This is a genomic window from Oceanospirillum sp. (assembly GCF_982874595.1).
The window spans coordinates 1-15,727 of sequence record NZ_CEYNZH010000003.1 but is presented as its reverse complement, the minus strand read 5'-3'; the positions used below and the strand labels follow the sequence as shown (position 1 = coordinate 15,727).

Annotated in this window: 12 protein-coding genes and 2 tRNA genes; 5 read left to right on the top strand and 9 right to left on the bottom strand. The window is 51.9% G+C overall.

The window, feature by feature from the left end:
• Nucleotides 1–32 precede the first annotated feature (32 nt).
• Together AC4GL5_RS02145 and AC4GL5_RS02140 are read left to right on the top strand one after the other, a co-directional pair.
• Nucleotides 33–1,838, top strand: a complete 1,806-nt coding sequence (locus tag AC4GL5_RS02145; protein ID WP_490381141.1) for an acyl-CoA dehydrogenase C-terminal domain-containing protein — start codon at nucleotides 33–35, stop codon at nucleotides 1,836–1,838.
• A 371-nt stretch (nucleotides 1,839–2,209) separates the two neighbouring features.
• The gene (locus AC4GL5_RS02140) at nucleotides 2,210–4,006 is read left to right on the top strand and encodes an acyl-CoA dehydrogenase C-terminal domain-containing protein (RefSeq protein ID WP_490381140.1); all 1,797 of its coding nucleotides are present in this window, start codon (nucleotides 2,210–2,212) and stop codon (nucleotides 4,004–4,006) included.
• A 113-nt stretch (nucleotides 4,007–4,119) separates the two neighbouring features.
• On the opposite strand, the gene AC4GL5_RS02135 is transcribed toward AC4GL5_RS02140, so the two are convergent.
• The 9 genes from AC4GL5_RS02135 to bioB all read right to left on the bottom strand — a co-directional run bounded on the left by AC4GL5_RS02135 (nucleotide 4,120) and on the right by bioB (nucleotide 11,962).
• Complete coding sequence (locus AC4GL5_RS02135) at nucleotides 4,120–5,724, bottom strand: lipoprotein N-acyltransferase Lnb domain-containing protein (RefSeq protein WP_490381139.1); 1,605 nt, start codon at nucleotides 5,722–5,724, stop codon at nucleotides 4,120–4,122.
• Nucleotides 5,725–6,004: 280 nt separating this feature from the next.
• A tRNA-Leu gene (locus AC4GL5_RS02130) sits at nucleotides 6,005–6,089 on the bottom strand.
• A 146-nt stretch (nucleotides 6,090–6,235) separates the two neighbouring features.
• Nucleotides 6,236–6,320, bottom strand: a tRNA-Leu gene (locus AC4GL5_RS02125).
• Nucleotides 6,321–6,413: 93 nt separating this feature from the next.
• Nucleotides 6,414–7,097 carry a DUF1826 domain-containing protein gene (locus AC4GL5_RS02120; RefSeq protein WP_490381138.1) on the bottom strand — a complete coding sequence of 228 codons (684 nt, stop codon included), beginning with the start codon at nucleotides 7,095–7,097 and terminating at the stop codon, nucleotides 6,414–6,416.
• A gap of 115 nt (nucleotides 7,098–7,212) precedes the next feature.
• Nucleotides 7,213–7,908, bottom strand: a complete 696-nt coding sequence (bioD, locus tag AC4GL5_RS02115) for a dethiobiotin synthase (protein WP_490381137.1) — start codon at nucleotides 7,906–7,908, stop codon at nucleotides 7,213–7,215.
• 58 nt (nucleotides 7,909–7,966) lie between these two features.
• The gene (gene bioC / locus AC4GL5_RS02110) at nucleotides 7,967–8,830 is read right to left on the bottom strand and encodes a malonyl-ACP O-methyltransferase BioC (RefSeq protein WP_490381136.1); all 864 of its coding nucleotides are present in this window, start codon (nucleotides 8,828–8,830) and stop codon (nucleotides 7,967–7,969) included.
• Nucleotides 8,827–9,624, bottom strand: a complete 798-nt coding sequence (locus AC4GL5_RS02105) for an alpha/beta fold hydrolase (protein WP_490381135.1) — start codon at nucleotides 9,622–9,624, stop codon at nucleotides 8,827–8,829. The genes bioC and AC4GL5_RS02105 overlap by 4 nt, the downstream gene beginning before the upstream one ends.
• A complete protein-coding gene (gene bioF / locus AC4GL5_RS02100; protein ID WP_490381134.1) occupies nucleotides 9,621–10,832 on the bottom strand; it encodes an 8-amino-7-oxononanoate synthase in 1,212 nt (403 codons plus the stop codon). The genes AC4GL5_RS02105 and bioF overlap by 4 nt, the downstream gene beginning before the upstream one ends.
• Nucleotides 10,833–10,843: 11 nt before the next feature.
• The gene (bioB, locus tag AC4GL5_RS02095; RefSeq protein WP_490381133.1) at nucleotides 10,844–11,962 is read right to left on the bottom strand and encodes a biotin synthase BioB; all 1,119 of its coding nucleotides are present in this window, start codon (nucleotides 11,960–11,962) and stop codon (nucleotides 10,844–10,846) included.
• A gap of 214 nt (nucleotides 11,963–12,176) precedes the next feature.
• Here bioB and AC4GL5_RS02090 point away from each other — a divergent pair, with 214 nt between their 5' ends.
• The 3 genes from AC4GL5_RS02090 to AC4GL5_RS02080 all read left to right on the top strand — a co-directional run bounded on the left by AC4GL5_RS02090 (nucleotide 12,177) and on the right by AC4GL5_RS02080 (nucleotide 15,620).
• The gene (locus AC4GL5_RS02090; RefSeq protein WP_490381132.1) at nucleotides 12,177–12,968 is read left to right on the top strand and encodes a ComFC family protein; all 792 of its coding nucleotides are present in this window, start codon (nucleotides 12,177–12,179) and stop codon (nucleotides 12,966–12,968) included.
• A 26-nt stretch (nucleotides 12,969–12,994) separates the two neighbouring features.
• On the top strand, nucleotides 12,995–14,068 hold the full coding sequence (locus tag AC4GL5_RS02085; protein ID WP_490381131.1) for a serine/threonine protein kinase: 1,074 nt from the start codon (nucleotides 12,995–12,997) through the stop codon (nucleotides 14,066–14,068).
• Between the two features lie 334 nt (nucleotides 14,069–14,402).
• Complete coding sequence (locus AC4GL5_RS02080; RefSeq protein WP_490381130.1) at nucleotides 14,403–15,620, top strand: murein transglycosylase domain-containing protein; 1,218 nt, start codon at nucleotides 14,403–14,405, stop codon at nucleotides 15,618–15,620.
• The last annotated feature ends 107 nt before the right edge of the window (nucleotides 15,621–15,727 follow it).

The following is a 15,727-nucleotide window of genomic DNA, read 5'->3' as shown; positions in this document are numbered from 1 at the left end:
ATACTTGTACAACAAGAATAGCCGAGGTCGATATGCCAACATATAAAGCCCCCCTGCGTGATATCCGTTTTGTTATGGACGAGATGCTGGATTTCCCTGCCCATTACGCGCAGCTGCCAAATGGTGATGAGGCATCCCCTGAAATTGTGAATGCTATTCTGGAAGAAGGCGCTAAGTTTTCTGAAGAAGTGCTGACTCCCCTGAACCAGAGCGGCGATGCTGAAGGCTGTCAGTTCAACGATGGCGAAGTAACCACGCCTAAAGGCTTTAAAGAAGCTTACAAACAGTACGTTGAAGGCGGCTGGCCATCCATGACTCAGGACATCCGTTACGGCGGTCAGGGTCTGCCACAGTCTCTGGGTATGGTTCTGAATGAGATGATTTGCTCTTCTAACCTTTCATGGGGTATGTATCCGGGCCTGTCTCACGGTGCGATGGATGCACTGCTGCACCACGGTACCGAAGAACAGAAAGAGTTGTATCTGACCAAGATGATCGAGGGTAGCTGGACCGGTACCATGTGCCTGACCGAGCCCCATTGCGGTACTGATCTGGGGCTTATCCGTACAAAAGCAGAGCCGAAAGATAATGGTGCTTACGCCGTGAGCGGAACCAAGATCTTTATCTCAGCCGGTGAGCACGATATGTCTGACAACATCGTGCATCTGGTACTGGCGAAGCTGCCGGGCGCCCCGGAAGGTTCTAAAGGTATCTCTCTGTTTATCGTGCCTAAGTTCACCCCTGATGCGAATGGCGAAGCGGGTGAGCGTAATGGTGTTCAGTGTGGTTCCATCGAGCACAAAATGGGTATCCACGGTAACAGCACCTGCGTAATGAACTTTGATAATGCCGAAGGTTACCTGATTGGTGAGCCAAACAAAGGCCTGTCCTATATGTTCGTTATGATGAATGCTGCCCGTATCGGTGTCGGTATACAGGGTTTGGGTCTGACCGAAGTTTCTTTCCAGAATGCGCTGGCGTATGCCCGTGATCGTCTGCAGATGCGCGCTCTGAGCGGTCCGAAAGCGCCAGAGAAAGCCGCTGATCCTATCATTGTTCACCCTGATGTGCGTCGCATGCTGCTGACCCAGAAAGCGTTCGCAGAAGGCGGTCGTGCGCTGATCTACTACACGGCACAGCTGATCGATCAGGTTTCTGCAGGTGGTGAAGAAGGTAAAGAGGCTGATGAGCTGCTGGGTCTGCTGACGCCAATCGTTAAAGCCTTCCTGACTGAAGCAGGTTTTGAAGCGACCAACGAAGGTATTCAGATCTTTGGTGGTCACGGCTTTATCCACGAATGGGGTATGGAACAGTTCGTACGTGATGCCCGTATCACCCGTCTGTACGAAGGTACAACCGGTATTCAGGCGCTGGATCTGCTGGGTCGTAAGATTCTGATGAATCAGGGTGAGAGCCTGCGTAAGTTCACCAAGCAGGTGCACAAATTCTGCCAGGCAGAAGAAGGCAACTCTGATATGGCGAAGTTTGTGACGCCTCTGAGTAAGCTGAACAAAGAGTGGGGCGACATCACCATGCAGATCGGTATGAAAGCGATGCAGAACCGTGAAGAGGTGGGTGCTGCTTCTGTTGATTACCTGATGTATTCCGGTTACGTGACTCTGGCTTACTTCTGGGCGCAGGCTGCTAAGGTGGCTCAGGAAGCACTGGCTAACGGCACCACTGAAACAGCCTTCTATAAAGGTAAGTTGGCGACAGCTGAGTTCTACTTCAGCAAATTGCTGCCGCGCACTAAAGCGCTGGTTGCAACCATGGCTGAAGGCGGTGATAGCCTGATGGCGATGGATGAGGATCAGTTCGGAGCTGGTTTCGAAATCTGATTCCGGATCAGTAGGAAAAGACTATAGCGGGCCAGGGATGGCCCGTGTTTTACCTCAATGCTATAGACCTTAGAATAAAGCTGTCCCCCCTTGACTTTTCAGCAATTTGCAACTGCCCTATCTTGCGGTGCACAACGGCTGAAACCCGCATAAAACCTGAACCCGTAAGTCACGCAGCAAGCTGGTAGCTTGATGGTTCATTCAGTAATATGACCGAAATTTAAAATCTGGTCGAATTTTTACAGGGTTGTTCCGCACTGTTTCAGAGTAAACCCCGTAACCGAATGACCTTACTCTGGCTGTCTAACTACTTGATGAAACCGGCCAGAATCAACCAACAGAATCAAGAGAACCAAGAGGAAGTAGGCCCCATGGCAAAGTATAAAGCTCCCTTACGCGATATGCGTTTTGTTCTGAATGAAGTTTTTGAAGCTGACAAGCTTTGGTCTTCCATGCCGGCGACTCAGGAAGTAACCCCTGATCTGGTAGATGCGATTCTGGAAGAGGGTGCCAAGGTTAATGAAAACGAGCTGTTCCCTCTGAACCGCACTGGTGACGAAGAAGGCTGCCAGTTTAACGATGGCGAAGTAACCACGCCAAAAGGCTTCAAAGAAGCGTTCCAGCTGATGGCTGAAAGTGGCTGGTTGGGTCTGGGTGGTAATATTGATTTTGGCGGTCAGGGCATGCCTAAAATGCTGACCGTTCTGTTTGAAGAGATGCTGTACTCGTCTAACGCCTCTTTTGCTCTGTACCCGGCGCTGAACTCCGGTGCAACGCTGTGTCTGGATAACCACGCCAGCGACGAAATGAAAGAGCAGCTGCTGCCTCCTATGTATGAAGGTCGCTGGTTGGGTACCATGTGTCTGACCGAGCCGCATTCCGGTACTGATCTGGGTCTGATCCGCACCAAGGCTGAGCCCAATGCTGACGGTTCTTACAAAATCAGCGGTACCAAAATTTTCATCACCGGTGGTGAACACGATCTGTGTGAGAATATCATTCACCTGGTGCTGGCAAAACTGCCGGATGCACCGGCAGGTTCCCGTGGTATTTCCCTGTTTATGGTGCCTAAGTTCCTGATCAACGAAGATGGTTCTCTGGGTGAGCGCAACCCTGCATTCTGTGGTTCTATCGAGCACAAAATGGGTATCAAGGGTTCCGCCACCTGCGTTATGAACTTTGATGGCGCTCAGGGTTGGATGATCGGTGAGCCAAACAAAGGTCTGGCGTGTATGTTCACCATGATGAACTACGAGCGTCTGTCGATCGGCATTCAGGGTCTGGGTCTGGGCGAAGTGGCATATCAGAGTGCCATGGACTTTGCTCAGGAGCGTATTCAGTCCCGTGCACCGGGCGGCGCTAAGTACCCTGAGAAGGCTGCAGACAACATTCTGGTTCACCCGGATGTACGTCGCATGGCGCTGAATGTACGTGCTTTCAACGAAGCCGGTCGTGCCTTTGCATCATACGTCGGCATGCAGCTGGATATGTCTAAGTTCCATGAAGATGCTGACGTTCGTCAGAAAGCAGCTGCTCTTGTTGCTCTGATGACACCAGTGGCTAAGTCTTACCTGACGGATCGCGGTCTGGACTGCACCATCTCTGCTCAGCAGATCTATGGTGGTCAGGGTTATATCCGTGAGTGGGGCGCAGAGCAGTATGTGCGTGATGCCCGTATCGCACAGATCTACGAAGGCACTAACGGTATTCAGGCGCTGGATCTGATGGGCCGTAAGGTTGTTTCCAACAAAGGTGAATACGTAAAACTGTTCGAGCAGGATGTTCGCAGCTTTATTGAAGCCAATGCTGATAATGAGCTGGTTAAGCCTTATCTGGAGAAATTGTCTGCGGCAATGGACACCCTGGTTCAGGTAACTGAAGGTGTAATTGAGAAGGCAGCGGCGAATCCTGCAGAGATCGGTGCGGCATCACAGGATTATCTGGATCTGTTTGGTCTGGTGACTTACGCCTACATGTGGGCGCGTATGGTTGCAGTGGCTGCGCCTAAAGCGGCGGATGACACCAGCGGCTTCTACAGCTCTAAGGTGAAAGTAGCTAACTTCTTCTACGCTCGTGTATTGCCTAAAGCTGCTTCTCTGGCGGCTCAGGTGAATGCTGGCGCAGAAACCCTGATGGATCTGGAAGAAGAGCTGTTCTACGGTGAGTAATCCCTGAGAGCAGAATTTCTGATCTGAAAACCGGCTGAGGGGGTAACCCTTAGCCGGTTTTTTTATGCTTCTTGATCTGGTCGACATTCGGTTCATCTAAGCCGCTGACAGCTTCAGAAGTAATGCTTCCAAACAAGCTCTGAGATATTCTCGCTATCCTGCTGGCTTGCTAAATGCCGATAACTCAGCACGATTGCCTGCTCTCTGAAAGACAAGGTTTGAGTCAGTCGATAATCCTGCTGCCACCGATCCTGTTTGAGTCTAAGGGCTGAAGCGGTTAACCGGGTTTTAAGCCTTCCTGTCGAAAATGGGGTGCTATAAAGGTAGCTGCCGATTTCTGGTCTGATATAAAGCCCGTCTGCATCTTTTAATGGTCGGTAGCCAGCGTTAACCAATCCGAACAGATAAAGTGATTCTGTGAGCGGATAGGTTTTCCCAACGCCGGCTTCGATATAACCGGCTTTATGGCGAGTAAGTTCGTTATCATAGAAGGGCTTATAGCCCAGCTGTAAACGGCCTGATAGCTCGTTATAGAGCCCTTTATTTGCAGACAGTTTAGTCATCGAATAAATATCCACTCTCTGCAGTTCGGTTTTGTTGCTATCAAGCTGATGCTCCAGTGTAACCCCGGCTATTTTCAGCTCACTATCGCTAAAGCGGCTGAGCTGGTAATCCTCAAGGGTGTGAGAGGTCGGTAGCCATTCAAGAGTCGTAACAGTCCCCAACCTTTTACTGTTGGCAAGGCCGACATTGATTTGTGAGTCTTGGTTTTGTTTCGCCGGATGATGAAAGTCCTCATCTGTTATCTCGTTTACCTGCCAGCGGGAAGCGGGTCTCAGGTGGCTTTTTACGATCATCTGGTTTTTATCAGCAGCCTGAACGACATCCAGTGGACTGGTCCAGTAGCTGACATCGAGTTCCGGTTGGCTGACTTTCAGAATATTGGCCGTCAGGGTGGCACAGTTATAGCTGTGAAAGAGATAGTCGAGACGGGGCTGTTTCAGTTCCCAAATATGATCCCGAATCAAAGGCAGATTTCTCTCCGGCAGGATCAGAGTAAAACTCAAGACATCACGCTGTTCGGTATTCTGGTAAAAAGCGAAATGCTCTTTGAGCGGCGTGATGGCCAGATAACCTTCCTTGCCGCTGATGAGTGTCCGCCAGCCATCTTTGAGTAGTTTGATCTGTTCCAGATCGACGGAGAATGAGATGGAGTTACGTTTGAGTTGCCCCTTATGATCAATGCCCTCTGTTGCCAGCATGACATGTCCCATCATCGTAACGGGGTTGGCGACATCCACCGAGGCATAAACCAGTGTTAGCTGCTCAAATGGGACTCTCTCGACAAAATCCCGATATTCGGGGCAGATATTTAGCGGATTTCTTATCGGCAGATCGGTATAGGCTTGCATAAACCGGTAACGCGCCGGGAAGCGACAGATCGCTTCCGTGCTGATTGTGAGTTGTCGGTAGGTTGCCAGCCATTCGTTTTCCGGGCTGAAATCAGCGCCACTTAAGATAAAGTGCTCGTCAGTAATTTTTTGATTAGGCTCAGCATGAATCAGAGCGTTCCAGCGCGCTTTTTCATAAGCAGGCAGTTGCCTGTAAGAGGTAATCGGATCATGGGATGATGCGAAAGTTTGTGCGGAAACGAAAGGTAGCATCAGCCACCCCATAAGCACGAGATAGGTGTAATTAATCCCTGATAATTGTGGCATCTGTGGGTTCCTGTGAGCCTGACAGGTCTTTTTACGGGAATAGAGTTGAACAAGATTAGTATGGCGCTGGTTTGGTACTAGCGCTTTGGTTTTTATTAAATAGCTAGGGTTTGCTGGGCTGGCTTGACGTAGTAATTATCCACAAGAGTGAATTTTGGCTAAGGGTGTGGATAAAGTGTTTTTGAAGCTGGCGAGTGAGTAACGGGTAAATAAAGATGAATAATTTTGAAGGGAGAAATTTTACTGAGAATCTAAAAGCTTGATGGATAATAAGAAAAGATGGTGCGGAAGGAGAGACTCGAACTCTCACACCTTACGGCACCAGAACCTAAATCTGGCGTGTCTACCAATTTCACCACTCCCGCATCTTTTCGTATGCCGCTGATCTGAGGAGGTGATCTCATTGATCGGGCAATTGTCTGTTTTAGCAGATCGTTAAGCGTGATCTCTAAAACCGTGCTGGGCCATCTTCAGTGACATCTTTCAGAAACATGTCGGAGGGAAGAGAAGATGGTGCGGAAGGAGAGACTCGAACTCTCACACCTTACGGCACCAGAACCTAAATCTGGCGTGTCTACCAATTTCACCACTCCCGCAGCACGGAGCGTATTATAGTTAAGTGTTTATAAGGGTCAAGCCAAAAGCCTGAAAAAACAAAAAATTATTGTTCTTCAATAAGATAAACCCATTTACATCACATCAAGGCTCAAAAATAGCCGGGGTGTTTTCTCGCTACATTCAGGGGATCTGTGCACGACACCCCGTCCTTCATGTTCCGGCCAGGTATCACCTTTCATAATAATGACATCTCCTGTTGATGCCTGCAGGGGGGCTACATGGCCCGGATAGAGACCGGATTGATGATCCGGCAGGCCGTTACTGCCGTGTCCGAGTTTTGAGCGGTCTACCCACTCATCTGCCAGCCATTGAGTGCCTTCTCCGGTATAGGTGCATACCATGCGGGCACCGATTCGATCGACATGGAAGCGGGGGCACATGGCCTGCTTCAATAATGAAAGCCGCAATCCGACTTCTTCCATGCCAAACAGACAAGCAAGCATGTCGGCCAGCAGGATGACATCAGACAAGAAAGCATCACGACTGGGGTGATCCGGCAGATCCTGTTTCAGTTGCTTAAGAAGCTCATCCGGTTTAGCAATAAGGCGGATAGGAAGTAAGCGGCCACGCTCGGTGAGCCATTGAGCATAATCAAGGCAGGCGGCTTCCTGTTTTCTTTGCCAGCAGGTCAGGTGAACCTCAGGTTGATAGATCTCGGTTAGAATCAGGGGATCCTGACCTGAAATCGCGTGTGTATCCCGGTGGGTCTTTAATGAATCATCGGTGATGTTAAAGAGGGTTTGTTGAGCGGTCATCAGGGTATCCGGCTATAAAATGTTATGATGTAACATATCAAAATATAGCGGGATCTCAAGCCATAAAAAAAGCCTGCTTCCTCTCGGGAGCAGGCTTTATCTTAGAAAGCGGAGTTTAAGACGCGTTCAGGAGATGTTTTACCGCAGCCTCGGGGATATGGTCAGCCGCGGCTTTCCAGTCACTGTTTTCCATATAAGGAATTTCTGCCAGTAACGGTGCCTGAATTAGTTGGGCCAGTGTTGCCAGGTTTTCCTGATAACGATTCATATCCGGATCAATTTTATTGGCGATCCAGCCTGCAATCTCTAATCCATCCGCTTTGATCGATTCGGCGGTTAACAGCGCGTGGTTGATGCAGCCCAGCTTCATACCCACGACTAAGATGACCGGCTGCTTTAGGTTTTTTGCCAGATCGGCCAGGGTTTCACGGCTGTTCAGGGGAACACGCCAGCCCCCGGCTCCCTCGATCAACAAGAGGTCAGCGCGAGCCATCATAATGCCCCGGGCAAAACCGGCGCTGCGGGAGACACTGAGCTGGCTTCCGGCTTCCTGTGCCGCAATATGCGGGGCGATGGCCGGTTCCAGCGCGATAGGGTTGACCATCTCGTACGCTTCAAACTCGCTCATGGCAGCCATCAGGCTTACGGCATCTCTGTTGCGCAGGCCTGCCTCGGTTTGTTCGCAACCGGCGGCCACAGGCTTATGGGCGAGGGTTTTAAAGCCCAGATTATTAGCCGCGTGCAACAGGGCGCAGCTGGAAAAGGTTTTGCCTGCGTCAGTATCGGTTCCGGTCACAAAATAGGTCTTCATAGCGTTGCCTTATACACAGAAAGATTAGAAAAACGGGAAAAGCGTGAAGGTGATTATGTCAGGGTTTGGTGATGGACAGAATCAGCACCTGATAACTGACCGGTAAGCCTTCAGGCGTGCGCAGGGATTCGTAGGCCTGTTTCAGCTTCAGCAGACGGCGTCGTCCGGTCAGACCGGCCTCACCTTCGGTATGGTGTGCCCCAACGCCCTTGATGGAGTCAAAAACAGCGCGCAGGTCAGGATAAAACATCGTCTCGCAATATGCGTTCGTTGCGCTTAGGGTCAGCCCGGCCTGTCGGATCGCGTGTACCAGTATCTCTGAGTCAGTAAAGCGGTTGATATGGGTTTTGTTATCCACCTGTGCCCAGCTTTGTTCCAGTTCGCAGAGGGTTCCGGGAAGCAGGGTAGCGATATGGGCTTCGCCGCTCGGTTTCAGTGTTCCGGCGATACTGTTAAAGAGAGCGTGATAATCGTTACACCACTGAATTGCCAGACTGGAAAACACCAGATCAAGGCTTTCAGCCGGTAACGGCAGCTGCTCGGCATCGGCACAGAGCCATTGGATGCGCTGGTTGTCGGGCTGCTCGTCCGCAAAGCGAAGCATGCCTTCGGCAAGATCCAGTCCGGTGACCTGCAGTGCCTGAGTATGATCCCGTAGCCTGCGTGTCCAGTAGCCGGTGCCACAGCCAATATCCAGTGCATTGCGGATACGGCTTTCCGCTGAGGTTGATGTCGGGCAGAGATCCAGTACCTTTTGTGCGATACGTTTTTGCGCCTCGGCCAACTGATCGTACTGACCCGCGGCTTTACTGAAGGCATCGGCAATTTTGCCCTTATCCCGAGGCTTTTGGGCAGGGGTGGGGGTAGAGCCAGAGCCAGGAGTAGCTTCAGACGTAACCGCCAGTGCTGTCATCGCATTCATGGCTGGGATGCCTCGTGTGTCGATTCAAGTCGGGTCAGAGTTTCGTGAATCAGTTGTGCCAGTGGTTCCGGTTGGCTCAGCATCGGCAGATGGCCGCAATCGGTCAGTAGTTTATGATTCAGTTGCTCAGTAATAGCAGCAGGAACCAGAGGGTCGTTTTCACCCAGCAGCCAAAGAGTTGGGCAGCCGTTTTCAGACAGATCACAGTAGGCACGCTGATCGAGAACCGATAACGCGGTCAGACCGTTGGCCAGTGTTTCAATGGAGGCGGGCAGTGCTTCAGAGTTTAGCCCCGTTAGCTGCTTTTTGATTGCCCGCAGATCGCTTTCGCCCTGTAGCTGTAACAGCTGAAAACGCTTCAGGGTTTTCTCCGGCTGCAGATCAAAACCGGATCGGAACTGGCCCAGTGTTTCTTCCGGCATGGCAGTCAAGTGATTGCCACGCTGCTGAAACGAAGGATTGCTGCATAACAGTGTCAGGCTGCGGGGCAGAGGCTGACGCTGTTCCGCCAGAAACTGTGCGATCTCCAGCAGCAGGTTGCCGCCCAAAGACCAGCCAAGCCAATGGGCATCGGTCGGTAGTTGCATTTGTTCGATTAAGTCCGGCAGTTCTGTTTTGCTACCTGCCCAATCCGAGGTTGTCTGATCCGATTGATAACCGGGCAGAGCCGGTGTCAGAATCTCTCGTCCGGGATTCAGGGCTTGCAGAGCTTTGGTTAGAGGCTGCCAGATGGCCGGTGTTGCGCCCCAGCCGTGCAGCAGAACAAGAGGTTTGTTTATCATCTTGGGGGTCATGGTAAAACGACCTCAGGCACACCCCGTTGCTGGGCAATATCCGCAAGCACCGCTAACAGACGATCGACCTGTTCTGTCGTATGGCTGGCGCTCAGGGTGACCCGCAAGCGGGCGCTGCCTTTGGGCACGGTCGGTGGCCGGATGGCGGTTACCAGAAGTCCGGCCTTTTCCAGAGCCTGACTCCAGTTCAGGGTCTCCGCCTCACTGCCAATCAGGATCGGCTGAATCGCGGTCGGTGAATCCATCAACGTCAGTCCCAGCTGCTGAGCACCGGTGCGGAATTGGGCAATAAGGGCGTTCAGGTGCTGACGGCGCTCCGGTTCCTGCTGCACGATCTCAAGACTGGTGCGGGTCGCTGCGGCGACGGCAGGTGGAATCGCGGTGGTGTAAATATAGGGGCGGGCAAACTGAATCAGGGTTTCGATCAGGGCGTCACAACCGGCGATAAAAGCACCGCTGGTGCCGATCGCCTTACCTAAGGTGCCCATCAGAACCGGTACTTCGTTCTGACTGAAACTCGCACCGATACCCTGCCCGTTATCACCCTGACAGCCAAAGCCGTGGGCATCATCCACCATCAGCCAGGCGTTATGCTGCTGGCAGGTTTCAATTAATGGCTGCATGGGGGCGCAGTCGCCGTCCATGCTGAATACGCCATCGGTGACCACCAGCTTGCGGCTAGGGTTATCCGTGTCGGTTTTTGCCAGCAAACGGTTCAGATGTGCGGCATCGTTGTGCTGATAGCGCTTAAAGCGGGCACCGGAATGCAGGCCGCCATCCAGCAAAGAGGCGTGATTCAGACGGTCCTGAAATACGGTATCAGCCTTGCCGACCAGCGCCTGAATCGTCCCCAGATTGGCCATAAAACCGGTGGAGAAGAGAATCGCTCTGTCCCGTCCGGTAAAGGCAGCCAGCTCCTCTTCCAATCCGTGATGTTCGGCACTGTGACCGTTCACCAGATGTGACGCGCCACTGCCGACACCGTAACGGCTGGCGGCTTGCTGAAAGCGTGCTATCACACGGGGATCGTTAGCCAGCCCCAGATAGTCGTTGCTGCAGAAGGTGAGCAGGTCGCGGCCATCCACCTGAGTCTGCGGCTGCTGCGGCCCGTTAAGGGTACGGCGGGAGCGATAGAGGTGCGCCGCACGGCGCGCCTCTAACTCAGGACTCAGGGCTTCGGTGAGCCGGTCGGTTGTTATTTCAGTCACAGACAGAGGCCTTAAACCACCAGACCGCAGGGTTTGCGCTCACGGCCGGCTTCAGCGCTGTCCGCCTGAGCGGCATCGTAGAACAGGGAGCTGTTCTTCTGTTCGGTGATCGCTTCTTTCAGTGCCGCTTCATGGGTCGCTTCATCCACCGGTGCTTCACGACGCTCCGGATGAATACCCAGACGGGTGAACAGCTGACGGTCTTTGTCTGCCTGTGGGTTGGCGGTGGTCAGCAGACGCTCGCCGTAGAAAATCGAGTTAGCACCGGCGAAGAAGGTCATCGCCTGCATCTCATCGCTCATCTCTTCGCGGCCAGCAGACAGACGAACGTGGGATTGCGGCATCATAATACGGGCCACAGCGATGGTGCGGACAAAATCGATTGGGTCGAGGTCTTCCACCTGATCCATTGGCGTACCTTCCACTTTTACCAGCATATTGATGGGTACGCTTTCCGGATGTGGTGCCAGATTAGACAGCTGAATCAGCATCTTGGCGCGGTCGGTTTCTTCTTCACCCATACCCAGAATACCGCCGGAGCAGATTTTCATACCTGCCTCACGCACATGAGACAGAGTGTCCAGACGATCCTGATAGCTGCGGGTGGTGATGATCTGGTCGTAGTATTCCGGCGAGGTATCCAGATTGTGGTTGTAGTAATCAAGACCGGCAGAAGACAGCTCTTTGGCCTGATCTTCATCCAGCATACCCAGTGTCATACAGGTTTCCAGACCCAGGGATTTAACACCCTTAACCATCTCCAGAACGGCAGGAAAGTCTTTCTTGCTGGGGGATTTCCAGGCGGCACCCATGCAGAAACGACTGGCACCGGTCTCTTTGGCGGCTTTCGCCTGCTGCAGCACTTTCTGAACTTCCATCAGCTGCTCTTTAGCCAGACCGGTGTTGTAGTGACCGGACTGCGGGCAGTATTTACAGTCTTCCGGGCAGGCACCGGTTTTAATCGACAGCAGGGTGCTGACCTGAACCGCATTCGGATCAAAGTTCTCACGGTGAATACTGTGCGCCTTAAACAGAAGGTCGTTCAGAGGCAGGGCAAAAAGGGCTTCCACCTCTTCAAGGGACCAGTCGTGGCGGGTGGATTGAGAAGCTGTCGCGGTGGATGCAGTCATGGAAATTCCTGTGCTAAATTCAAAAGCCGATTATCAATAGACGTTGCAGAGATCATAACGGGCAACAAAAAGCTGTCAACCTTGTTTTGTTTTTTAGGTTTACCGTAAACCTGTTTTTTGATTTTAGGGACGCAGTCTTGTCTGTGTGGAGCCGTTGCGCCAGACAATATTTCAGGATGAAGGGATTCATATGATCAGGATGTTTTGGCAGAGGATGCTGCCTTCTTTTTTGCAATCCGGCATTTCGCCGCGCTTTGCTGCTCTCTTTCCCCGTATCTGTTTGTTATGTCGTGCTCAGGTTGAGCCGGAATATTTGGCCTCGGGGCTGCTTTGCCGCTCCTGTCAGGCAGATTTGCCGCTGAATCAGACCGCTTGCCGGTGTTGTGCTGAGCCTTTAACCGGTATCACCAATGGTCAGGTTCTATCGGAAGACCAGGATTCAGTTGACCTTCTTTGTGCCCGCTGTCAGAAACAATCGCCTGCCTATGAGCGGGTGGTCGCACCCTATCTTTACCGTTATCCGATGAGTGAGATCATCCGGCAATTCAAGACCCGTGATCATCTGTTGCTGAACCGGCTGTTGGCAGATCTGCTTTCTGTACACGTGTTGGAACGGCTTGAAGCCGGAGCGATAAACCCGCCTGATCTTATTCTGCCTGTTCCCACCCATTGGCGAACCCGATTGCGGCGGGGATTTAACCCGGCAGCCTGTCTCGCTGATGCTGTGGGTCGTCAGCTGACACTGTCGGTTGAGATGGATCTGCTGCGCAAGCAGATTCTGACCAAGCCTCAGCATGATCTGAACCGGGCGCAACGCCTGAAGAATCTGGATCAGAGTTTTGGTTTGCGTGATTCTGAGCGGATTAAAGGGAGATCCGTGGCGCTGGTTGATGATGTGGTGACGACGGCTTCCACAGCAGATGTTATTGCGGCGCTGTTAAGGGATAATGGCGCCCATTCGGTACAGGTGTGGGCACTAGCCCGTACTCCTTACCAGCGGCGTTAGATCCACCTGACAATAAGGCTTCAGTGATGACAGATAGCAGCAATCCGGCAGATGTAACTCCTTACTATCAGCTCAATCCTGATCGGGTCATGGATGCCGTTGAGTCTCTCGGCTTCTATTGTGATGGCCGGATCATGGCGCTGAACAGCTATGAGAACCGGGTGTTTCAGGTGGGGATTGAAGATGAACAGCCTCTGATCGCCAAATTTTACCGGCCAAATCGCTGGAGTGATGCTCAGATCCTTGAGGAACATCAGTATTCCCTTGAACTCGCACAGGCAGGAATGAATGTTATCGCGCCTCTGCTGATTAATACGCCCGTTTCCGGGAGTGTTGATTCCGGTGATCAGGGTTCAGGGGAAGGTCAGAGCCTGCAGCGGTTTGATCAGAGTCTGCACAGGTTTGAGGAATACCGTTTTGCCTTGTTTCCCCGTAAGGGTGGCCATACCCCAGAGCTGGATAACGAGGATCACCTGTTTGAACTGGGACGTTTTCTGGGGCTGATGCACAGTATCGGTGAGATAAAGCCGTTTCAATATCGTCCGCAGCTGAATGTGGCAGATTACGCGCGTCTTGGTCAGCAGCAGGTTCTGGAGAGTGGGTTGCTGGAGTCTTTTCAGTCCCGCTATCAGGCTCTGACCGATGAGCTGCTTGCGGAGTGCGACGCTCGCCTTAAACAGGTTGATGCCCCTCTGATTCGTGTGCAGGGGGATTGTCATGGCGGCAATATGCTCTGGCGTGATGATGAACTGATGCTGTTGGATTTTGATGATTGCCGCATGGCACCGGCGATGCAGGATATATGGATGCTGCTCTCCGGCGATAAGATCCAGCAACAGCAGTGGTTATCAGAAGTGGTAGAAGGTTACGAGGAGTATCGTGAGTTTCCCCGTCGGGAGCTGGCGCTGATCGAACCTTTGCGTACGCTCCGGATGATCTATTACAGCGGTTGGCTGGCGCAACGTCGGGAAGATCCGGCGTTTAAAGCCGCGTTTAGTCATTTTGGAGGCGAAAACTGGTGGCAGGAGCACATCAATAGCCTTGAACAACAGAAAGCTCTGTTGGCTCAACCGGCAATTGCTTTGAATCCGTACCAGTAGGCCGTTATGAGACCGGGATATTGAGCGGCTTATGAGGTCTCTCTCATAGTTTTGACGCTCCTAATGGACAAACCGGGGGATCTCTTTAAAATTTCCCTTTGAATTTTTGCATAGCGTCGCGAAACCCTATTTGAAGCACCAGAGGTAGCAGGCAGGGATGTTTGAATTATTGGCTAATCAACAAAATGGAAAAAGCGTATTGAGGGCCTCAGGGACGGGGTGGCGTACGTTGATGCTGGTTTGCTCCACATTGCTGCTTACAGCCTGTGTTAACACATCCGGTCATCATAATAGTCAGCAGGATTCAGCTCAGGTCAAACCGCCAAAGAGTTTGGTGCCTCAGCCTCCACCTGGGGGCTTCAGTTCAGTCTTCAGTAGTGCTCCTAAAAGCCAGCCTGTAGCAACACCTCCACCCGTGATCAGCTCCGGTATTAATCGGGAAAGTTCCCCTATCGCTAAAGCGATTAAGGATGAAGAAGCGGCTACTTGGATCTCCCGTTATCCGGCATTAGCCAAGGAGTATGAGCAGTACCGGTCAGAGCTGGAGAAAGAGTACCGTCAGTACGAGAAAAAGGTTCAGAATCTTAAGCAGAAAGCCCGCCGTTATTGGGGGGATGGCAATGTTCATGAGTCGGGGTCCGATAAGTATGTGAAGTACGGCACCGGTTATACCAGTCGTGGTGAGGTCGATTTTGCCAAGGGTAATATCATTGTAGAAACGGTTGAAGAGCGTAATCATAAGGCGCGCCTTCAGGAAGCGATTGTGACAACGCTGCTGACACCGGATAACGCCAGGGATCCAAATCTGTTCTCGGATCAGGGAATAACCTATCGCGGCCCTTCTGTGCTGGAAGGTCAGGTCAGAGACCATGACGGGGTGATCGTAAAGTGGGAGTGGCGTGCGAACCGTTATGCTGACTGGCTGGTGGAGAATAAACTGCAGCGGGTTAACACCGATGGCAAAACGATCTACCGGATTGAGATTCCTATGGAAGCGAACCACGAACAGGTTCGTGGGCAGAAATATGAAGCTCTGGTGCGCAAGTCAGCACAGCAGTATGGCGTGCAGGAATCGCTGATCTACAGCATTATGGAGACGGAGAGTCACTTTAACCCGTATGCGACCAGCCATATTCCGGCCTATGGCCTGATGCAGGTCGTGCCCAGTACCGCCGGGCGGGATGTGTTTCAGCGTATCAAGAAGCGAAATGATCAGCCTGATCGCAGTTATCTGTTTAATCCAACCAATAATATTGATACCGGAACGGCATACCTGAGCATTTTGGATGACATCTACCTGAAAGGCGTTAAGCATCCACTGGCGCGGGAGTACTGTGTGATTTCTGCCTATAATGGCGGTGCGGGTAATGTGTTACGGACCTTCTCCCGTGATCGTAAGCATGCGGTTAAGGTGATTAACAGTCTGACGCCACAGCAGGTTTATATAAAACTGAACCGGAGTCACCCGAGTGCGGAATCCCGCAAGTACATTGAAAAGGTTGTTAAGGCGAAGAAGAAATATGATGGTATGGCTGTCGCCCGGAACCCCTAAAAGCTTTTACCCGCTCTTTTATGATGATGCTTAAGCCAATTTAAAAAGTAAAAGTGTCTAGTCCTGATATAAGTTGACACTTTTTTACAGCGCCCGATGAACCTCAT